21 protein-coding genes are annotated in these 21,879 nt (G+C 41.0%); 19 read left to right on the forward strand and 2 right to left on the reverse strand.

Annotated features, from left to right (window positions below; translation table 11 throughout):
* Positions 1–69: 69 nt before the first annotated feature.
* Both ABJH64_RS04015 and ABJH64_RS04020 read right to left on the reverse strand, forming a co-directional pair.
* Positions 70–672, reverse strand: a complete 603-nt coding sequence (locus tag ABJH64_RS04015) for a tetratricopeptide repeat protein (protein WP_348274611.1) — start codon at positions 670–672, stop codon at positions 70–72.
* A 10-nt stretch (positions 673–682) separates the two neighbouring features.
* Positions 683–1,498 (reverse strand): 2,3,4,5-tetrahydropyridine-2,6-dicarboxylate N-succinyltransferase, encoded by an 816-nt coding sequence (locus ABJH64_RS04020; RefSeq protein ID WP_348274612.1) that lies wholly within the window; start codon positions 1,496–1,498, stop codon positions 683–685.
* Between the two features lie 21 nt (positions 1,499–1,519).
* Between ABJH64_RS04020 and ABJH64_RS04025 the strand changes: the two genes are divergently transcribed.
* The 19 genes from ABJH64_RS04025 (at position 1,520) to ABJH64_RS04115 (ending at position 21,786) form a co-directional block, all read left to right on the forward strand.
* On the forward strand, positions 1,520–2,641 hold the full coding sequence (locus tag ABJH64_RS04025; RefSeq protein WP_348274613.1) for a glycosyltransferase: 1,122 nt from the start codon (positions 1,520–1,522) through the stop codon (positions 2,639–2,641).
* A gap of 311 nt (positions 2,642–2,952) precedes the next feature.
* Positions 2,953–3,618: a metal-dependent transcriptional regulator gene (locus ABJH64_RS04030; RefSeq protein ID WP_348274631.1), complete on the forward strand. Its 666-nt coding sequence runs from the start codon at positions 2,953–2,955 to the stop codon at positions 3,616–3,618.
* Positions 3,615–4,529: a zinc ABC transporter substrate-binding protein gene (locus ABJH64_RS04035; RefSeq protein WP_348274614.1), complete on the forward strand. Its 915-nt coding sequence runs from the start codon at positions 3,615–3,617 to the stop codon at positions 4,527–4,529. The genes ABJH64_RS04030 and ABJH64_RS04035 overlap by 4 nt, the downstream gene beginning before the upstream one ends.
* Positions 4,526–5,314 carry a metal ABC transporter ATP-binding protein gene (locus tag ABJH64_RS04040; RefSeq protein ID WP_348274615.1) on the forward strand — a complete coding sequence of 263 codons (789 nt, stop codon included), beginning with the start codon at positions 4,526–4,528 and terminating at the stop codon, positions 5,312–5,314. Before ABJH64_RS04035 ends, ABJH64_RS04040 begins: the two co-directional genes overlap by 4 nt.
* Entirely contained in the window at positions 5,314–6,606 is a 1,293-nt protein-coding gene (locus ABJH64_RS04045; RefSeq protein ID WP_348274616.1) for an iron chelate uptake ABC transporter family permease subunit, read from the forward strand. Before ABJH64_RS04040 ends, ABJH64_RS04045 begins: the two co-directional genes overlap by 1 nt.
* A complete protein-coding gene (locus ABJH64_RS04050) occupies positions 6,596–7,492 on the forward strand; it encodes a metal ABC transporter permease (RefSeq protein ID WP_348274617.1) in 897 nt (298 codons plus the stop codon). The genes ABJH64_RS04045 and ABJH64_RS04050 overlap by 11 nt, the downstream gene beginning before the upstream one ends.
* 319 nt (positions 7,493–7,811) lie before the next feature.
* Positions 7,812–8,264 carry a thioredoxin fold domain-containing protein gene (locus tag ABJH64_RS04055; protein ID WP_348274618.1) on the forward strand — a complete coding sequence of 151 codons (453 nt, stop codon included), beginning with the start codon at positions 7,812–7,814 and terminating at the stop codon, positions 8,262–8,264.
* The gene (mnmE, locus tag ABJH64_RS04060; protein WP_348274619.1) at positions 8,261–9,643 is read left to right on the forward strand and encodes a tRNA uridine-5-carboxymethylaminomethyl(34) synthesis GTPase MnmE; all 1,383 of its coding nucleotides are present in this window, start codon (positions 8,261–8,263) and stop codon (positions 9,641–9,643) included. The genes ABJH64_RS04055 and mnmE overlap by 4 nt, the downstream gene beginning before the upstream one ends.
* 241 nt (positions 9,644–9,884) lie before the next feature.
* The gene (locus ABJH64_RS04065; RefSeq protein WP_348274620.1) at positions 9,885–10,238 is read left to right on the forward strand and encodes a helix-turn-helix domain-containing protein; all 354 of its coding nucleotides are present in this window, start codon (positions 9,885–9,887) and stop codon (positions 10,236–10,238) included.
* Positions 10,235–11,329, forward strand: a complete 1,095-nt coding sequence (locus ABJH64_RS04070) for a site-specific integrase (protein WP_348274621.1) — start codon at positions 10,235–10,237, stop codon at positions 11,327–11,329. Before ABJH64_RS04065 ends, ABJH64_RS04070 begins: the two co-directional genes overlap by 4 nt.
* On the forward strand, positions 11,326–12,351 hold the full coding sequence (locus tag ABJH64_RS04075; protein WP_348274622.1) for a DUF6617 family protein: 1,026 nt from the start codon (positions 11,326–11,328) through the stop codon (positions 12,349–12,351). Before ABJH64_RS04070 ends, ABJH64_RS04075 begins: the two co-directional genes overlap by 4 nt.
* Before the next feature lie 198 nt (positions 12,352–12,549).
* A complete protein-coding gene (locus ABJH64_RS04080; protein ID WP_348274623.1) occupies positions 12,550–12,849 on the forward strand; it encodes a helix-turn-helix domain-containing protein in 300 nt (99 codons plus the stop codon).
* A complete protein-coding gene (locus tag ABJH64_RS04085) occupies positions 12,846–13,142 on the forward strand; it encodes a helix-turn-helix domain-containing protein (RefSeq protein WP_348274624.1) in 297 nt (98 codons plus the stop codon). Before ABJH64_RS04080 ends, ABJH64_RS04085 begins: the two co-directional genes overlap by 4 nt.
* Positions 13,129–14,049 carry a BT4734/BF3469 family protein gene (locus ABJH64_RS04090; RefSeq protein ID WP_348274625.1) on the forward strand — a complete coding sequence of 307 codons (921 nt, stop codon included), beginning with the start codon at positions 13,129–13,131 and terminating at the stop codon, positions 14,047–14,049. Before ABJH64_RS04085 ends, ABJH64_RS04090 begins: the two co-directional genes overlap by 14 nt.
* Positions 14,050–14,052: 3 nt before the next feature.
* Complete coding sequence (locus ABJH64_RS04095; RefSeq protein ID WP_348274626.1) at positions 14,053–15,792, forward strand: DUF3987 domain-containing protein; 1,740 nt, start codon at positions 14,053–14,055, stop codon at positions 15,790–15,792.
* Positions 15,793–15,956: 164 nt separating this feature from the next.
* Complete coding sequence (locus ABJH64_RS04100) at positions 15,957–16,253, forward strand: helix-turn-helix transcriptional regulator (RefSeq protein ID WP_348274627.1); 297 nt, start codon at positions 15,957–15,959, stop codon at positions 16,251–16,253.
* A 4-nt stretch (positions 16,254–16,257) separates the two neighbouring features.
* Positions 16,258–19,692 (forward strand): helicase-related protein, encoded by a 3,435-nt coding sequence (locus ABJH64_RS04105; protein WP_348274628.1) that lies wholly within the window; start codon positions 16,258–16,260, stop codon positions 19,690–19,692.
* A complete protein-coding gene (locus ABJH64_RS04110; RefSeq protein WP_348274629.1) occupies positions 19,685–21,382 on the forward strand; it encodes a DUF262 domain-containing HNH endonuclease family protein in 1,698 nt (565 codons plus the stop codon). The genes ABJH64_RS04105 and ABJH64_RS04110 overlap by 8 nt, the downstream gene beginning before the upstream one ends.
* Positions 21,379–21,786, forward strand: a complete 408-nt coding sequence (locus ABJH64_RS04115) for a DUF1156 domain-containing protein (RefSeq protein WP_348274630.1) — start codon at positions 21,379–21,381, stop codon at positions 21,784–21,786. Before ABJH64_RS04110 ends, ABJH64_RS04115 begins: the two co-directional genes overlap by 4 nt.
* Positions 21,787–21,879 lie beyond the last annotated feature (93 nt).

Genomic DNA, 21,879 nt, shown 5'->3' on the forward strand with positions numbered 1-21,879 from the left:
AGGCAAGACAACTACCACCTGCAGGTCAAAAAATAAAACATAAAAAAACCGGCCTAAGCCGGTTTGATTTTATTTGCAATATTTAGTGTAAGCTTCTTCAGCTCCAGGATATTCCAAAGCTCTAGCCAATTGAAAATCTTCGCAGGAATCTCCCACATTTTTCATCGCTATCTTCAGCAAGCCTCTATTATAATATGCCTGTCCAAACTCCTTATCAACAGATATTGCATTCCCATACGCTTTCAAAGCTTCATCAGGTTTGCCCAGTTGATGCAAAGCTCTGGCTTTCATAAACGAAGCCATCGCAGGAGCTCCAGAGATTTCGGCAGCCTGATCAGAATACAACAATGCATTGGTATAGTTTTTCTGATTGTAATGAACATTAGCGAGACTTAGCAGCACTTGAAAATTAGTAGGATCCGCTTCTAAAGCTTTTTCAAAATCAGCCTTTGCCTCTTCGAAATTCCCTTGTTCCTCATACGCCCTGCCTCTATTATAAAGCATTCGAACATCCGAAGGGTTGAACTTCAGCTCTTCAGAATACTCATTTACTGCTTTAGCATATTCTCCCTGATTGAACAAGGCGTCTCCTGAACTTGTCTTCTTTTCTGAACAAGACCAAAGTGAGATTGATATAAATAAAGCTAATATCGCTTGTGTACTCGTTTTCATTTTAGTTGGTTTAGACTGCTACACTATTATCTCTGAGCGCATCATTAAGTGAAGTTTTGAGATCTGTGGAGGCTTTTCTTTGACCGATGATCAAAGCACAAGGAACTTGGAAAGTGCCCGCATTGAAATTTTTGGAAATAGAACCTGGTATAACTACGGAACGCTCAGGCACGAAACCTTTGTATTCCACTGGCTCAGGACCAGTCACATCGATAATTTTGGAACTAGCTGTCAACGTAACTCCAGCGCCGATTACGGCTTCTTTGCCGATACGGACACCCTCTACGATGATAGCTCTAGAACCGATAAATGCACCATCTTCGATAATTACAGGTGCTGCCTGAATAGGCTCCAATACTCCTCCAATCCCTACTCCACCACTTAAATGAACATTTTTGCCGATCTGCGCACAGGATCCGACAGTAGCCCAAGTGTCAACCATCGTGCCACCCTCTACATAGGCGCCTATATTAACATAACTTGGCATCATTACTACTCCTGAAGCCAAATATGCCCCGTATCGAGCCACTGCATGAGGAACTACTCTAACACCTTTTTCAGCGTAGTTAGTTTTAAGAGCCATTTTATCGTGAAATTCAAAAGGCCCCACTTCGATCGTTTCCATTTTCTGAATTGGAAAATATAAAATCACAGCTTTCTTCACCCAGTCGTTCACTTTCCATTCTCCATCTGCAATAGGCTCAGCTACACGTAGCGCACCTGCATCCAGATCGGCAATGACAGCTCTAATTGCTTGTTGTGTTGTTTCTTCTTTTAATAGCTCCCGGTTTTCCCAGGCTTGTTCAATGATGGTTTTCAGTTCCATTATTTTGGTTAGTTTCGTTTGATGAGTGAAAAATCAGCTACCTTAATACCCGTCTTGATAGCTTCAAGTCTGAAGCCGGCCAAAGATACAAGAGCTTGGGGAAAGCTAGGCCTTTCATTGCGAGAAACCGGTCAGTTCGACTTAAGTTTTATGGGATTTTCACGAATTCCCCTCGAAAATTGCGAAGGTGAAAGATATTACGCTTCACTTTCTGTACATCCCTCACCTTGGGAAAGAATCTCCTCACAAGTCAGATTTCTGAAGGTCTTATTAAAAGTTCGTCCTAAACTCCTCCTTTGCTGTACCTATGAATATCTCCCTTTAGCCTCATTTTTCAAAAGCATTTTAGGCTACAAACTGGTGTATGATGTACAGGAAAATTACGTCAAAAATCTGGATCTAAACCCGACTTTGAGTCCTTCCAAAAAATCCAAATTAAGCCAAATTATAAGGCAAATGGAAAAGGTAAAAGAAGTCGATTTATTCTTGCTAGCAGAGAAATGCTATGTGGAAGAAATGCCAGAAAAGTCTCCATTTTTGGTTTTAGAAAATAAATTCTCAGGAGAAATCAAGCGGGTCAATCCAATCCGTTTTGAAAAAAAACAGGGGTACAATTTTTTGATTTCCGGCACGCTTACTCCCGCCTTTGGAACACTCGAAGCAATGACTTGGTTTAAGGAAATTCTTAAAGAATTCCCGAAATCCAGGCTCCAAATTATAGGGCACTGCACCCTAGATTCTTATAAGATTGCGCTTAAAAATGCTTGTGAAAATTGCCCAAAAATAGAGCTGAAATCTTGCACCTTTCCCGTCCCACACGAAGAGATTCTAGCTGCTTATTCGAAGGTTGATTTCGCTATTTTACCCTATCAAAATAGAGAGGCTATTTCCAATAAAATGCCCACGAAACTTTTCGAGGCCGCGGCTCTTGGAGTTCCAGTTTTGATCGCTGGCAATCCTATATGGCTAGATTATTTAGCTCCATTTTCAGGAGGATTTCCAATAGATTTTTTCGACACTGATCAAGCTTGCAAGCAATTTAATTCCGCACTCAAGCAGGAATTTTTCTCCCAAAGTCCTACAGACTCCATACTCTGGAAATCTCAGGAAGCTGAGTTCATCTCAGCTATCAACTCCCTATAACCCATACAAAGGATGTGGATTACTATCCACACTTATCCACCTACGCGCTATTTTCTACACTCATTTTCCTAGTATGGAAACTGGCTAGTTTTGACTTTAAGCAGGTTTCACTAAGGCTTGTGTAATTCATAAAACTCTATAAATCAATAATTTAAGTCTATATTCAACATTATCTAATCTTATTTTTAGCCCAGACTAAAACTCTAAACACATTTGAAAATAGGTTATCCACAGGCGTTTTAGTCTGTATTGAATATATTTTTAGCTATATCTAAATAAATTTTTATATTTGCTCTTGGATTATTTGTACCATTATGACACTAACCACAGCAGAAGAGAACTACCTTAAAGCGATCTACCACCTATCGGACGGAGGAACGAAGAGTGTGTCCACGAATGACGTGGCCGCAGAGATGAAAACTAAGCCTGCCTCGGTGTCAGATATGCTGAGGAAACTAGGTGATAAGGAGGTGATAGAATACCGAAAATATTACGGTGTAAATATTACCGAAGACGGTAAAAAGAGAGCGCTGCAAACTATCCGGAAGCACAGACTTTGGGAAGTGTTTTTGGTGGACAAATTGCAGTTTTCATGGGATGAAGTTCACGAGGTAGCTGAGGAGCTTGAGCACATTCAATCACCCCTATTGATTCAACGTTTAGATGAGTTTTTGAACTACCCCAAATTCGATCCACACGGCGATCCGATTCCCGACGAATTCGGCGATGTAAGAGCAAGACCTAGAGTAGCACTGAACGAAATGGAGGTCAATCAAGCTGGTCAAATTGTAGCAGTGAAAGACAGCTCGGCAGCCTTCCTAAAATACCTCGATAAAGTCGGCGCATACATCGGAGCTAGGATCAAAATTTTGGACAAAGTAGAATTTGATGGGTCCATGGAAATCCTAGTGGATCAGAAAAAAACGCTCTTTATGTCAAAGGATGTTGCAGCAAATATTTTGGCCATTCAGTCATGAAAAAACTGTTCATTTTATTGCCCATTTTACTGCTCACTTTTGCCTGCAAATTTGACAATCCTCAAGAGCGTGAAAAACCTTTAATCGTAGCGACAACGAGCATACTTGCGGATGGTATTCGAAACTTGGTTGGCGACAAAGCTGAGGTAGTTTCTTTGATGCCAGCTGGTGTTGACCCACATTTATATAAGGCCTCTGTACGAGATCTGGATTTGCTACAGAATGCGGACTTGGTGATTTATCATGGCCTTTTCCTCGAAGGTAAAATGACTGAAATTTTTGAAAAACTAGCCTTCAGTCAAAACTTGATCAACGTATCAGAAGACATCCCAAATGAGCTACTCTTAAGATCCGGGCCTGAAGCTCACTCCGTAGATCCGCATATCTGGTTTGACGTGTCTCTTTGGGCAATGGCTATGAAGAGAGCTTCAGATGAGCTAATAAACTGGCAACCCGCATGGGAATCTTCTGTGTACAAAAACACCAATGCCTACCTCAATGAATTGGCAGCATTACATCAAGACAATCTCAAAAAGGTGGCTGAATTACGCAAAGCGAATCAAGCCTTGATCACTGCACATGATGCCTTCTCCTATTTCGGTAAAGCCTACGATTTGGAAGTGCTGGGACTTCAAGGCTTGTCAACTTTGAGCGAGCCGGGATTGAGGGATTTGACTGGATTAGTGAATTTCATTGTAGAAAGAAATATCCATGCGGTTTTTGCCGAGCAAACGATTTCCCCCAAAGCAATACAGGCCGTGGTCGCAGGATGTGAAAATCAGAATCACCACATCAATCTAGCTGGACCGCTTTACACAGATAGCTTGGGTGCTCCAGATTCTTCTGCCGGAACTTATATAGGAATGGTAAAAACTAATGTTCAAACAATTTTTGAAAGCCTAACAAAATGATCAAACAGGTAGAATCTCCGATATTAGAAATACACGACCTCACCGTTAGTTACGATCAAAGCCCAGTTCTTTGGAATGTTGATTTGAGCCTTCCTCCAGGGAAACTTATAGGAATTCTTGGGCCAAATGGCGCAGGGAAATCTACCCTAATTAAGGCTGTTATGGGTTTGGTGCCTATAACTGGAGGGTATGTGAAGATTTTTGACCGCGAGTTAAACGAGGTAAGAAACCGTATCAGCTACGTACCCCAGCGAGAATCTGTAGATTGGAATTTTCCCGCTTCCGTGCTGGATGTAGTGATGATGGGTACTTATGGAAAGTTAGGACTTTTCAAAAGACCTGGCAAAAAGGAAAAGAACATAGCGATGGAATGCCTAGAGAAAGTCGGCATGCAGTCTTTTGTGACTCGTCAAATATCTGAACTTTCCGGAGGCCAGCAGCAACGCGTTTTCATAGCCAGAGCTTTGGCCCAAGAAGCAGATTTGTATCTGATGGATGAGCCATTTGCAGGAGTAGATATGGCGACGGAAACTGCGATTTTCCAATTGCTTCAAGAAATGACTGCGGCAGGTAAGACTGTGATCGTTGTGCATCATGACATTCATTCTGCTATGAATTACTTTGATTGGATCATTATGCTAAACCTTCACCTGGTGGCCTCAGGACCAAAAACTGAAGTGGTGACAGAAGAGTTGCTCCGCAAAACGTACGGTGGAAAACTCAACCTACTCACTAAAGTCACAGATATCATCCGACAAAAAGATTTTAATCCACTGAAAAGCTGATGAGCGATTTTGTCTATTTCTTTACGTTTCAAGATGCTTCGATTGCCTTTGTTGTAATCGGGATTACGCTCTTGGGTATAGGCTCAGCTTATGTGGGAACCTATAGTTTCTTGGACAAAAAAGCTTTGCTAGGAGATGCAATTTCACATGCGGTACTTCCAGGCATTTGTTTGGGATTTATGTTGGCGGGGGAAAAGAACCCACTCTATATCGTAACTGGTGCTTTTCTATCTGGAGCGCTCGCCACATTTCTTACTTCCTGGTTGAAAAGTAACACTAGGCTAAGCGACGATTCAATTATTGCCTCCATCCTATCCATATTCTTTGGATTTGGAGTAGTACTTCTTACGGTAATTCAGAAATCCGGAAATCCCGAAATGGCAGGTTTAAACCAGTTTATCTTCGGAAACGCCATCGCTATTCTCGAGGAAGACTTGTATATCTATGGAGGTCTGGCTGTTTTGATCATCATCACACTCTCAGTTTTCCGAAAGGAATTCTCCATGCTAGTCTTTAACGCTGACTTTGGAAAGTCTATCGGATACCCCATGGGTGCAATTCGACTGATTTTTAATGTGCTGATGATTTTGGCAGTGGTGATCGGAATTCAGGCCATCGGGGTAGTGTTGATGGCAGCATTACTGATTGCCCCTGGCGCCGCTGCGAGATTCTGGACCGATAAACTTGACAAACTTCTATTCATCGCGGGGGTATTTTCTGCCGTGTCTGGAATCTTAGGAACATACATTTCCTTTATCATTCCACAGATGCCCACGGGGCCATGGGTGGTAGTTTTCTTATCTCTGTTTGCTTTTATCTCATTTCTTTTTGCTCCCAAAAAAGGAGTGCTGTCACGATACATCGCAAGGAGATATTATTTGAAAAAAACGCACCAAGATCACTTATTGAAGGCAATTTTCCATGGTACAGAAAAAGGGCTCCACTCCTTCCCTATAGACGAAATCTATCAGTCTTTTCCTTATAAAAAGCGAGAAACATCACAGACGATAAATGAATTAACTAAGTCAGGACTAATTACTATAAATCAGGGATTTATAGAGTTTACTACCAATGGTAAATCTGAAGCCAAACGAATAGTAAGGCTTCATAGACTTTGGGAACTTTACCTTAACGAGTACATGAATATTGCTCCTGATCACGTACATGATTCAGCCGAAAAACTTGAACATATCTTAACTCCTGAACTCGAAGCTATGCTAGAGAACAGGCTAAATTATCCTAAACTCGATCCTCACCAGGAGACTATCCCCCGCGACAACGATGAGCTTTGACCAAAACGCATTTCTGATCATTATCACCGCATCGATTATCTCTATTTCCTGCGGTTTGCTGGGTGTTTTTATGATGCTACGCAAAATGTCTATGACTGGCGATGCCATCTCACATGCCGTCCTTCCGGGAATTGTGATTGGTTTCTTTGTCTCAGGCAGTCAGCGCGGGTTGGAAGTTATTATTGGAGCAGGGATTCTAGGGATTATTGCCACTTTGATTATCAACTGGCTGAAAAATAAAGCTAAAGTTCAGCTTGATGCATCTATAGGAATTACCTTCACGCTTCTTTTTGCCATAGGAATTATTCTGATCAATATGCTAGCTTACAAAGTAGATCTGGATCAGGAATGTGTCTTGTATGGTGAGATTGCATACTTGCCAATTGACCTTTGGATCACTAAAGCAGGCTTTAGTATGGGACCAAGAATCACGTATTTGGCTGTGTTAAATCTGGTTTTAGTAAGCGGATTTATCTTCTTATTATATAAAGAGTTAACCTTAACTAGCTTCGATGAAAGCTTTGGCTTGGTGATTGGACTTCCAGCAGGGGCGATTAACCTTGCCCTTATGAGTATGGTCTCCTATACCACCGTAAGTAGCTTCGAAGCTGTCGGTGCTATCTTGGTAGTAGCACTTTTAGTAGTCCCTCCTGCCACGGCATTTCTTTGGACTAAGAAATTATCATCCTTGATAAAACTCACCTGTGGTTTAGGGGTTTTTATTTCGATCACAGGTTATTATATGGCATATTTGGTAGATAGTTCTATAGCTGGGATGATGGTGACAGTGGGCGGACTGGTATTTTTGGGAAGTGCTTTGTTCAAGAGTATCAAGCCAAATTCACTGTTCGGAACTTCCACTTCAGTGAAGCCGTTGGAGAATTGAGAAAAAGACGGGAGATCGAAGACGGGAGACGTAAGAACCGCCTGTCGAGGCAGGCTGCGGTCAGGTCACTAGTATAGTTTATAATTTCTTCATTTACTTATAGCACTTTGCAATTCTAAATGCAGGATATTAAATGTTAAAAGTCTTCACCCATAATTATGACTCTCCGCTTTTCAACCAGTAAAATGAACAAAGCAATATAAGCGTTGGCAAAATCTTAAAATGACGGTACTTCGGTCATCTGTAATCGATCTTCCAGCCTGATAATTAATGAAAATAAGGATACTAGCATAATTGCTTAAAACCACATAGTTTATACATGAAGAAATTTGTAATCATAGGCCTACTACTATTTGCTGGCAATTTTGCGCAAGCACAAGATGAGATAAAGTGGCTGAAATTTGAGGAGGCTGTGGCTGCAACGGAAGCTAACCCAAAAATGCTATTGGTGGATGTTTATACAGATTGGTGTGGCTGGTGCAAGAAAATGGATAAGGAAACTTTCACTGACCCCGCAGTGATCAAGTACATAAACGATACCTTCTACGCAGTCAAAATGAATGCTGAAGACAATAAGCGCACTTTTGACTTCAAGGGAAAGAAATACACCGAAGCACAAATGGCCGGAGCCATGCGCGTGCAGTCCTATCCAAATTTTGTGATCATTGACCCTTCCCTGATGAATATTACTCAAATGCCAGGCTATAGAGAGCCAATGCCGTTTTTGCAAGGACTGACAGAAATAGTAGATAAAGGATTCGGTGCCAAATGAGTTATTCCCTTGCTGATCAAAACGATACGATCATTGCCCTAGCCACACCTCAGGGAGTTGGCGCTATAGCAGTGATTCGCCTTTCTGGTAAAGACGCCATTCAATTGACTAATGATGTGTTTTTCGGGAAAGATCTATTAAAACAAGAATCTCACACCATACACTTCGGGACCATTCGCGATGGGGAGAAAATCATCGATGAAGTGCTGGTGTCGCTATTTATTGCCCCAAAATCATTTACCAAGGAAAACGTGGTGGAAATTTCCACACATGGATCCTCATACATCATCAATCAAGTTCTCAAGCTTTTCATCCGCAAAGGCGCAAGACCGGCAAAGCCCGGAGAATTCACTCAGCGTGCCTTCCTCAACGGGCAGTTCGATCTAGCGCAAGCTGAGGCCGTAGCTGATCTGATTCACGCAGATTCGGAAACTTCCCATCAGGCAGCGCTCAGCCAAATGCGGGGTGGATTCAGCTCTGAAATCCAAGAGCTTAGATCTCGTTTGATTCATTTCGCTTCAATGATAGAATTGGAATTGGATTTTGGGGAGGAAGACGTGGAGTTTGCAAGTCGGGAAGAATTACGAGCCCTAGTCGAGCGCTTACTCCGGGTAGTAGAGGAATTGATTTTGAGTTTTGATCTGGGGAATGTGATTAAAAATGGCGTGCCTACCGTAATCGCAGGAAAGCCAAATGCCGGAAAGTCCACCCTACTCAATGCTCTGCTCAATGAGGAAAAAGCGATTGTTTCTGAGATTGCTGGAACTACGCGAGATTTTATCGAGGACGAAATCAATATCGGAGGAATAATTTTCCGCTTTATCGATACCGCTGGACTACGGGAAACAACCGATACCATTGAGGCAATAGGTGTAAGCCGAACTCAGGAGAAAATGAAGTCCGCTTCCATGATTTTGTACCTTTTCGATTTGGGAGATACAGACTTGGTGGAAATCAATCGGGATGTCAATAAACTGGAAAATCAAGGTGTCCCTTTCCTGAAAGTTGCGAATAAGGTAGATAAGGGTAATACACAGCTAATAAGTGAATTAAAAGAAAAACATCCAGACACAATATTTATATCCGCCGGGAAAAAAGAAAATCTGGAAGAACTCAAATCCAGAATTCTAGTACTGGTGAACCTGGATAAATTCAGAACAGGAAATACAGTAGTAACCAACGTGCGTCATTACGATTCCTTGGTCAAAACCCGTGAGTCATTATTGGATATTCTTTCCGGTCTGGACAATGAAGTCACCAACGACTTTGTGGCCATGGACATCCGTCGCTCACTTCATTTCCTTGGAGAGATCACTGGGGAAATCACGACAGATGATCTGTTGGAGAATATCTTTAGGAATTTTTGCATCGGAAAGTAAGTTACTTTCCTTTCATACGCTAAACCCTTCTTTTTCTATCATTTAGGCTGTTTTCCTTCCTTTGTTTGTTGCTAATTATCCCTTTTTTTCCGTATATTTGTTGCTAATCAGTTGTTACTAGAAACAAGTTTGTTGGTAGCAAGAGATTTTTTGAGCAATGGCGAGATGATGTTACATCAGGATACATACTGATACAATCAGATACATCCAGTGACAGAAACAAGCCCACAAAAGGAAACACGTGAGCAGCAACATTGAGATACCGAAGATCTGTCAGCACTGTGGTGAGTCATTCATCGCAAAGACTACGGTTACCCAATTCTGTAGCCATAAATGTGCATCCCGAAATTATAAGAAGCGCAAGCGGGATGCTAAGCTACAAGAAGTGGCTCCTGTCTCCCATCAGCGTTTAGAGTTCCAAGAAGATCAGTTAGGAAGCAAAGACTTTCTAAGCATCGAAGAAACCTGCAAGCTACTTGGAGCAAGTCGCATGACTATCTACCGTCAAATCAAGTCCGGTACAATCAAAGCGGCCAAACTTGGTAGACGAACCATAATAAGGAGAACCGAAATCGATAAACTGTTTCAGGCATGAAAGTAACACTCAGACAAAGGAACCAGGGCGGAAAGACCAGCCTTTACCTTGATTACTACAACAAGGGCAAAAGGAAAACAGAATACCTAAATCTCTATCTAGAGCCTAACCCGAAAACTAAGGAGCAAAAGGAAATCAATAAGAAGACCCAGCAATTGGCTGAAACCATCCGAGCGCAAAGGCAAATTGAAATTCAAAACGGCACTTACGGTTTTCGTGACAATGAAAAACTAAAAGGCAGTTTCACTGCCTACCTGCAACTATTAGCCAATAAACGCAAGGACAGCGCAGGAAATTACGGGAATTGGGATAGCATGATCAAGCATTTCAAGAAGTTCATGCCACAAGACATTTCTTTTGAATTTGTGAATAGAGAGCTCGTACAGGACTTCAAAGAATACCTGGACAAAAAGGCCATAGCCCATGGAGTTCAGAAACTATCTCAAAATTCAAAGTACTCCTATTTCAACAAGTTTCGGGCTGCCTTGAAGCAAGCCGTAAAGGATGGTATCATTCCGCATAATCCTGCCGAAGGTGCAGAAGCATTCAAGCAAGGAGAACCGGAAAGAGAATTTTTGACACTGGAAGAACTGCAAGCAGCTGCGAATACCGAATGTGAAAACACCCAATTGAAAACGGCATTCATATTTTCTTGCCTTACAGGACTACGCTGGTCAGACATAAATAAACTCCTATGGTCCGAAGTGCAACATTCAAATGATCGGGGTTACTACATCCGATTTAGACAGAAGAAAACCAAAGGAGCAGAAACACTCCCAATCTCAGAACAAGCCGTTGGCTTGCTTGGCGAACGCCAAGATAAAGACGAGCGGGTCTTTAAAGGATTGAAATACTCAGCATGGCACAACTTGAAATTGCAACAATGGATGATGAAGGCAGGAATATCCAAAACCATTACCTTTCATTGCGCCAGGCATACCTATGCTACCTTGCAGCTTACAGCAGGAACAGACATTTACACAGTTTCAAAGCTCTTAGGCCATAGGGAATTGAAAACTACCCAAGTCTATGCGAAAATCATTGACGACAAGAAGAAAGAAGCTGCCAACAAAATCAAACTGGACTTATGAGCGCATCTTTAGAAATATACAACCGTATTCTGTTTCTCGATCTTCGCCCGTGGTTATTGTCGGGAGTTTCAGAACTGAAGTTCAAGCAAGATTTAAACGACCTTCCAAAGGTTTTTTACAAGTCACAGCCACAGTTTGAAATATCCTTTCCGAAGGCTCTTAGCAACAAGCGAAAGTATTTCCAGGCATTGATAGATTCAGCGGCTATAGAATATCTAAACTTCATTCACAAAAATGTAGGCGAAAGTATCAATGTCAATGCAAAGAAATACCATATTCACATGGCATTAACCAGAACGCTCAATGAAAAACTTCGAGACCTAGCAAAGGTTATTCAAGAGCAGAACTACTCCACCGAACAATACCACCCGCAGTTTGGTACCTTGAAAAGTAATAACACTGACAGTGATGGAGCTTTCATTCTTTTCTATCTCAAGCACCAACTTGTGCGTTTATTCATGGAAGTTCAAGAATGTTATCCGGAGCAGCTTAAAGAAGAACCGCTTACGGAAGACGATATTTATCTGACTTACTTTAATCATACCGCCCCTAGTCCTTCTCACATTGAAGAAGCAGTACCAATACAAATAGCAAGTCCTTCCAACCCGAAAGCAATACCGCAAACACCTAAACCTTTTAAGGCACTTACCAATGACTTTAGAGATACGAGTAAAGGCATTCTTTCTTATGACGCCATCATAAAAAGTCCTACTCGTTTTGCCAGCTTCGAAGAGTCACTTTTTCAAAACGGGTACATTGATGAGAACTACAAGTTTGTTGACAAGCATGGCATGAAAAACGAAATGGCTGCCATTTACCACCAGTTGATCAAAAAAGGCTATTTCCAGCAGCGCACCTTCCAACCAACCAAGCAAATAAAAGATGTTGATATTCGGAAGTTCCTTGACCACCGCTACCAAGCAAATCTTGACAAGCAGTTCAGAACCTACCGACAAAACCCGGATCAATTAGCCGAATTCATCGATTCTCAGTACTGGTTGACCAAATTACCCCTCGGTTAAATTGCGGTAATTTTCCGTCAATTTACCATTTCAAATTTCCACTCTTTTTCAAAAGCACCTGTATTTCAGCCTGTTGAACGGGCTGAAATTTCCATTTTCAATACTTCCAGACACCTCTTCTGACATTTGCTATGTCCTTGACAATCAAGGATGACTTTAGCGCTAGAGTCCATTTCTAAATTCTTAAATGATAAGAACATGGACGAAATATTAAAACGTCTCGAAAATCTCCAACGCCTAATTGAGAGCCAGGGGATTTACAGTAAGGAAGTATTAAACTTCAATGAAGCATGCCAGTATTTAGAGCTGTCTCAATCACACCTCTATAAACTGACAAGTGCGGGTAATGTCCCGCACTACAAGCCAAACGGCAAAAAGCTCTACTTCAAAAGAACAGAGTTAGAGAACTGGTTGCTGCGCAACCGCTCAATGTCTGCTGAAGAAGTAGAACAGCAAGTAGCGGATTACTTAATCAAAAAAGGGAGAGTAAAGCTATGACAGAGATTATTGAACTAATCCTGTCACTCTCACAGGAGATTAAGACCATAAAAGCATACCTGCAGCACTACCATAAAACACGCTTAGAGAGTTTTAAAGAAGAGTGGAATGATGGGCAGGATGTGATGCAAACGCTGCATATCAGCAAGAGAACGCTCCAATCCCTGCGGGATAATGGAGTGTTGCCTTACAGCCGAATCAATGGCAAATTCTACTACAAGGTGTCTGACATTGAAATGATGCTGGATTCCAACTACCAACCTTCAAAATCTGTCGGTCATGGAAGTAAGTAGAGAAACCATATTACACAAAACACACTACGGCTTGAATATCTACGCCTACGTGTTGCGGCAGTACTATCCTGGTGAAACAGTCCTTTCCCTTTCGGGAAGGGACTGCAAACCTGCGAAGAACCCTTTCAATGCTGACAAAAGCACATTCATAGGAAAAGTGGTTGACGGTTGTGCTACGCACACCGATACAGAAGAAGCCATTAAAGCAGGTAATGTCTTTGATTTTGCATCATTGCATTTCGGCCTGTCCGGGCAGGATCTCAATGAAAAGCTAAATGAAGTACTACACCTGAGAATTGGTCAGAAGAATGGATTTTACGAACATACTGAGCAACAACCACAAGTGGTTGTGCCAGAACCGATAAAGCCAAAACCTCCAGTCTTTAGCTACTTCAAGAAGCCAGTAACCAATATCAACCCAACAAAAGAGATTGATTTGGTGGACGCTTATGTCATGATAAAAGGAGATGAATTTGAAAGCTGCACAAATGCACTTCGCAAAATTCAGGATGTAAAAGAAGCAAGGAAGTATAAAGCCTTACAATTCGATTATGTGACTTTCTCAGGCACGTTCTCCAAACGGAATGACAAGAACCTTAGGAAGCATTCAGGGCTACTTACCATCGACTTTGACCATGTGCATGACATCACAAGTTTGAAGTCTGAATTACTCAAAGATCAATACTTTGAAACGGAGCTACTATTCGTATCTCCTTCGGGTGATGGGCTCAAATGGGTAATTCCTATTGACCTGACTAAAGCAGGTCATCAAGACTATTTCAAAGCGGTAGCGAACTACATCCAGCAAACTTATCAGTTGGAAGTAGATCAATCGGGTAAAGACATTTCCAGAGCATGTTTTCTACCTCATGATCCGCACATTTTCATTAATCCCAAATACTTGTAAGTAATGGAACGGAAAACATTTAATCCGCAGGAATGGATAGAAAATCCAAGCCAGCAACAAATAAATACAGAGCCAAAAGAAAATACACCTCAACCAAATCTTTCAGATGTTGAGCAGATCATTCAGCAAATTGAAGCCAACCAGATTGATATAGCCACCGCTTACAGCGATTGGCGCAATATCGGGTTTGCCTTTGCTGACGAATTTGGCGAATCAGGGCGTGACTATTTCCATAGAATCAGCAGATTCTATGCAGACTATTCAGCCAATGATTGTGATAGGCAGTTTGACAACTGCCTCAAGGCAAAAGGTCAGGGAATTTCCCTAAAGACCTTCTTTTACCATGCCAAGCAAGCAGGAATACCAATCAGTAAGGAAAAGGTAAAAAAAGAAGAACCTCCACAAACACTTCCAAACCTTCCTGATACTATATTTCCTGAGCTTCCTGAACTTCTGCAACAAGTTACAGAAGTAGCCACTTCAAAAGAAGAAAGAGATTTATTGCTTTTAGGCTCCTTGGTGGCAATCAGTGCATGTTTGCCAAAATTCTTTGGAAAGTATGACGGTAGAAAAGTTTTCGCTAATCTATTTCTATTTGTCACAGCACAAGCATCTGCAGGGAAAGGCCGCATGGTACTTTGTAGGCAATTGGTACAACCAATACATAAAGAACTGCGGGAACAAGCCAAAATGCTAAAGCAGCAATATGAATTGGAATTAGCAGAATACAACGCCAAAAAAGGTAAAGAAGAAGGTGTTGAAAAACCCGGTAAACCACCCGAAAAAATGCTCTTTATTCCTGCCAATAACAGCTCTACTGGTGCTTATCAACTGTTGAATGATAGTGATGGAAAAGGACTGATCTTTGAAACAGAAGGTGATACACTTTCACAAGCATTCAAGAGTGATTACGGCAATTATAGTGAAGGCTTCCGCAAAGCTTTTCACCATGAAACCATCTCCTATTATCGAAGAACCGACCGTGAAATGGTGGATATAGAAAGCCCCTGCCTTTCGGCAGTGCTTTCAGGAACACCAAAACAGATTTCTGCTTTGATTCCAAATGCTGAAAACGGCCTATTCAGCCGTTTCATCTTCTACTTTATGAATGTAAGGACCAACTGGAAAGATGTGTTCGCAGATGCTACCGAAAACGGCTTAGATGACTACTTTGATGCCTTGGGCGCTCGCTTTTATGAACTATTCAAGATACTTAAATCTGGTAGTGAAATAGAATTTTGTTTGACAGCAGAACAGAAAGCCCAATTCAATCAATTCTTTGCGCATATACAAGAGCAATACATTGCACTACAGGGCTTGGATTACATTGCTACAGTACGTAGGATGGGTTTGATTGCCTTTCGTATAAGTATGATTTTTTCAGCTCTCCGTATCCTGGAGACTGGCGATACCAGTGCGCAGGTCATTTGTGAAGAAAGAGATTTTCAAGCCGCTATCAGCATGGTGAAAGTATTGGTGAAGCATTCAAGCAAAATATTCAATGAGTTGCCGGAAGATGAAAAGCCCCCTTCTCGTAAAAACCGAAAGCAGAAGTTTTTGGAAGCTTTACCGAAAAACTTCAACCGTCAAAAATACTTGGAAGTTGCCAAGGCATTGAATGTTGCCGACAAAACTGCGGAAGGTTACATCACTGAGTTTGCCAAAAAAGGATTGATCCATCGGGAAATGCAAGACCACTACCTAAACCTTTCAATGGATGATAACCCACCACCAACCAACTAGCCAAATAAGGAAACTCAGGATTTTAAGGATGCTAAGGATAAAATTTCCTTTGCATCCCCTGTTTCCTTGATTTCCTGACTTCAATTTCTCTCAGGTTTTGTCTTTTACTACTACTTTCTTTTCCTATATTTGTCTATATCTGACAAGTCATAAATAAAAAAGCCATGAATTTCGGTGAACGTATAAAAGAACTACGGGAAAGCAAGGAACTTTTGCAAAGGCAATTGGCTGCAACCCTTGAAATCGACACACCTATGTTCAGTAAAATCGAACGTGGTGAGCGAAGGGCAAAAAGAGAGCAGGTGATTTTATTAGCTGAACTTCTCCAAGCAGATGTTCAAGAATTGCTAACCCTATGGTTGGCAGAACAAATTTATGATTTAGTGAAAGATGAAGGTGTTGCTTCTGATGCCCTACATGTAACAGAAGAAAAGTTAAAGTATAACCAAAATAAGGATTGATTTTATGCCGATAGAACCAGGACAAATTGTTAAAAACCTTATACCAACGGAACCAGTGACTGTAAATCAAATCCAGCCACTTGGTTCAATGGTTTCGGTAAAATTTACAGGTATAAATACCAATCGTGCCAACACCAAGGTCATTTCCAAGGCTGAATTTGAAAGTCTTGAAATGCTTTCCCAAGAAGGGACCTTTAATTTTAAGGGTGATCCAACTCGATTTGGCCTTTTTGCAGAGGCCGAACGCATAAACTCAGCCTACCAATTTGATCCACTCTTTGCTGTTAATTGCAGTATCGTTGATCCACTACCTCATCAGGTAGAAGCTGTTTACAAATTCTTATTACCACTGCCCAAGATTCGCTTTTTGTTAGCTGATGACACAGGTGCTGGAAAAACCATTATGACTGGCTTGCTCATCAAAGAATTGATGATGCGTGGGCTTGCCGAACGAATACTGATCGTTACACCTGGCGGACTGACGAAACAATGGCAGGAAGATGAAATGGGAATAAAATTTAACATCCCATTCACCCTGGTTAACCGGGCATTATTTTCTTCAGACCCAAACGTTTTTCATACTGCACCCCGAATAGTCACTTCAATTGACTTTATATCTCGAGAAGATGTCTTGAATGTTGCCAGCAATTCGCATTGGGATTTAATTGTATTTGATGAATGCCATAAGCTATCAGCCTATGACTATGGCACGAAACAATACCTTTCCATGCGATATAAAGCTGCACAAATTTTATCGCAACAATGCGAGCATATTTTACTGCTTACTGCCACCCCGCACAGAGGTCGAACAGACACCTTTAAAAAACTCCTTCAACTGCTGGATGAGGATATTTTCGCCACAGATGAAATAGCTTCGACACGCATCAAAGAGCTTGAGCATAATGGAATCAATAAATTCTTTATCCGAAGATTAAAAGAAGACATGAAGGATTGGCAAGGCAATCCACTTTTCAAAGATAGGTACACAAAAACAGTTGCATATCAGCTTACTCCAGAAGAAAAGGAACTCTATGACGCTGTTACAAAATACCTGACCAAACGAAAAGAAGAAGCCTCTGAGACAAAAAATATTCACGTTTCACTTGCTTTGACAGTAATGCAGAGAAGACTGGTCAGTTCCATTTTTGCTATTAAAAACACTTTGGAACGCAGGTGGAAAGCCTTGCAAGGTATAGTAGATGAGGTTAATAAGAACCCGAATCTATGGAGTCAGCGACATAAATTAGAGGGATTTGATGTAGATAATATTGAGGAATATGAAGACTTAGAGGATGATGAACGAGAGGCGTTGGATGGTATTTTATCCGACCCTCGTAAATTCAAACTTTTTACTACAGCTAAAAGCATTGGTGAAATCCAACAAGAAGCTACTGAGGTTAAGAAGTTGTTTGATATGGCGCAAACACTCTTTAATCGCAAACAAGAGGAAAAGAAGTTTCAAGAATTACAAGAGCTGCTCAAATCGAATGGCGTTCTAGACAATGGTGAAAAGCTGGTCATTTTTACTGAGCATAAGGATACGCTTCTCTATCTTGAAGAAAGACTAACTAAAAGCGGAGGCTATACCGTAGCTACCATCCACGGTGGAAAGAACGTAGATGATCGAAGAGAGGCTCAGTGGGCTTTCGCCAAACCTGATACACAAATTTTATTGGCTACCGATGCAGCCGGAGAAGGTATAAACCTTCAATTCTGTCGTCTCCTTATCAATTGGGATATTCCTTGGAATCCAAACCGATTAGAACAACGAATGGGGCGTATCCATAGATACGGCCAGAAACAAGATGTGTTGGTTTTTAATATGGTAGCCAGCAATACCAAAGAAGGTAAAGTATTAGAACGTCTGCTAACAAAACTCGACATTATCCGAGAAGGTATGGGTGATGATAGAGTATATGACGTGATTCAAGATGTGCTGGAAGGAGTTGGTCTAGATGACATCATCAACTCTGTATTCAATGGAAAAGAGACAGAGTTAGATAGATTCTTATCGCAAGATGACGCTGCTTTGAAAATACAATTCAAGGAGAAGATTAACCAGCAGAAAGATAAATTAGCTCATAGCACAGTTGATTACAAAGATGCCAGAACATTGAAAGAAAACTCGGACGAGAAACGGTTACAGCCAATTTATATCCGCTTATTTTTCGAGAAAGCATTTCAAAACTTAGGGGGGGCATTCACCGAGCTAAGGCAATCTATTTTCAAGATTGATAAAATGCCAGAGTTTGTTGCTGCTGAATTAAAAGATACTTATAAAATTCACTTTGACTCTATTAAATCCATCCAGTTTTGTTTCGACAAGCAAATCTTCCTCGATTATCAAAGCGTAGGCGATTTAGGAAAAGTACATTACATCAATCCCGGTAATCCTGTCTTTGATAGCCTGGTCACGGTAGTTCGCAATCAATACAGGGAAGATATGATTAAGGGAACCATTCTCATTTCTCCCGATGACAAGGAAGACTATTTTGCTTTCTTCGTAAAAAGTCAAATCGTTGACAATCGACCGAGTAAGGTTGATGACAGTATTGCTGATGAGCGATTGATGATGGTATATCAGAGGAAAGATGGAGAATTTCACATCACCTCTCCTGCTAAATTCATTGATCTCCACACACCAACAGACTTTACCAAGCCCATTGAACCACCCGAGGTAATTGACACCAATGAAGTTATTCAATGGAGTTTTGAGAAAATTACTACCCGACAATTTGAAGATACCAAGGCCCATGTTAATAAAGATGCATTAGACCGTAGAGGGTATCTGGAGTCTGCCTTTACACAAGTCATTATGGACTTACAAGTTGGCATACAGGAGCTTCAAGGAAAAGTGCTTTTGGGTGATCATAAAGTGCAAGAAAAGATTTTGAAGAAACAGGAACGCATCAACGAACTGATAGAGAAAAAGAAAAGTCGATTAGAAAGTTTGGATTTAATGACCCAGCTCAATCCAAAGGCTCCTGAAGTATTGGGCTGTGCTTATGTAGTTCCTCTTACACAGGTAGAATACGTAGGTCACTATGGCATGAGCCGTGATGATGAGGCAGAAGCAATAGCCATGAAAGCTACTATGGATTATGAAATAAGTGTGGGTTGGCAACCACAAGATGTCAGCGCAAATAATGAAGGGTATGATGTAAAAAGCATCAGTCCGGAAGAACTGAAGCGATACATTGAAGTGAAAGGACGAAGTGCAGGTGATGGCAGTGTCATGCTGAGTGAAAATGAAATGAACCGATTAGCGCAGTTGGGTGATGCGGCTTGGTTGTATATCGTGATGAATTGCAAAAGCGAACCCGAGCTGTACCGCATTCAAAATCCAGCAAAGGCGCTCAAGTTCGAGTTGAAAACCAAAGGAGTACAATATTTTTTGCCTATGGCAGAATGGAAACAAAAAATAAATCAACATGCCTAATCAAACCGAGACCATAAGAAAATTCATCAAATACCTTAACAACAAGGATGAACAAGGTGGCTTCTGGCTGCCTAACATTCAACGGCCATTTGTTTGGAAGAAAGATCAGATTGAAAGACTGTATGATTCAATCCTGAGAGAATACCCTATTGGAACACTTTTAATTTGGAAGACAAAAAGCGATCTGAAGAGAAGAAAGTTTATTGACAATTACAAAAGCGGAATAAGCCTGGCCAACTTCTACATACCACAGGACAAAACTCAAAAAATGATGGTGCTTGATGGTCAGCAGCGTCTCCAATCTTTGTTTATCGGACTGATGGGTAGTTATGATGGCGAAGAACTCTATATAAATATCCTAAGTGGTGATTTGGTAGCACCTGAAGACATCAAATTTGATTTCAAATTCAAATCTTCTTCGAGCGTACAGTTCCCTTACATTCTATTCAAAGATTTGGTGTTCACAGATTCAAAGCCAAAGGAAACTGTAAAAACCATTGTATCTGCAAATGAAGTAACAGAAGATCAGGAAGACAGAATTTACGATAATGTTGAATTAGTTCGTGAGGTCTTCTGCACACAGGAGAATATCTTATTTCAATTGGTAGATAGTGTTGACAGACCAGATACCTACACAGAAGAAGACATTGTTGAGATTTTTATACGAGCTAACTCTGGTGGAACCCAATTAGGTAAATCAGATCTATTATTTAGCCTACTCACAGCAAGTTGGGAAGAGGCTGAAAATAAGATGGATGAATTACTCGCAGATTTAAACAAAACGGGCTACAAATTTGACCGTGACTTTATCCTCAAAATTTCATTGGTATTGCTCGACAAAGGAGCTAAGTATGAAATTGAAAAATTCAGACTTCCTGAAGTAAAAGCTGGCATTGAGAAAAATTGGGATAAAATTGCTGATGCACTTCGCTTTGTTAAGGACTTCATTTATGGTAAAACATTCCTTAAAACAGATAAAACTCTTCCCTCCTATGCAAGTCTCATCCCACTTATTTACAGCAGGTATCATTATCCTGAAGCATGGGTGAAATCTGTAGAATCAGACCTTGTTGATTATCTGGTCAAGGTAAATTTAACGGGTGTCTTTGGTGGGGTGTCTGATAGCTTCACGGATGCTTTGATCTCTACAGTAAAAGACAATAAGGGATTCGTAAAAAGTGAAATATTTGGAGAGATCCGCTCCAAAGGAAAAAGTATGGAGCTTACGCAAGAGAATTTGCTAGGCTATCATTATTCATCCAAGGAAATACACTTGCTATTCAACCTTTGGTATGGCTTTAACTACCAGCCTTCATGGAATCAGAATAAGCCTCAAATCGACCACATTTTTCCGCAGAGTGCCTTAAAAAGCATCAAAATTCCAAACCCCGATACAGGGAAAATGAACATCATGAAATACAAATGGTGGGAACGAGATCAAATTGCAAACTTGATGCTCCTTACCGCTCATGAAAATGGTGCATCTAATAAGACGGATATATTACCCACGGACTGGTTCGCAGATAAAAGTGAAGATTATCTTAAACTTCACCTCATTCCGAATCAACCCGCTCTATGGGAGCTTGACCGATTTGAAGATTTTGTAGAAGAGCGAAAGAAATTACTCATTGACCAGTTTGCAGGTATCCTTTATACACCCAAAACTGAATCTGAAACAATAACAGAATGACCCAAGCCAAAAAACTCATAGAAGTAGCCATGCCGATCAAAGAAATATCGGCAGCAAGCGTACACGATAAATACATTCATCATGGACACATATCGACTTTACATATTTGGTGGGCAAGACGACCATTGCCAGTTTGTCGTGCTGTTGTTTTTGCAAGTCTCATACCTGACCCACTTGATACAAATTGTCCAACAGTATTTATTGATGCCGTTGAGATAGTTTTAGGAAGCACCACAAACCCAAATGATCCCTATAAACCTTATAATGATATTCCATATACCGCAGTTATTGACCCAATGGTGGACAATTATCGCAACAGATTACTCATGTTTATTGGGAAGTTTTCTCCTCAATCTAGTAAAAAACACACCTTCTTAGAAGGTGGCTTTGAATTGCCCCTGTAAGGGGCTTTTGGCACCGAACTAGAAGTCAAAGCCTTGTTGCTGTTCTTCTACCTTTCGTTCTTCTTTCTCTTGATACTTAACATATCGCTTGAT

It is taken from the genome of Algoriphagus sp., assembly GCF_039969895.1.
GTDB lineage: Bacteria > Bacteroidota > Bacteroidia > Cytophagales > Cyclobacteriaceae > Algoriphagus.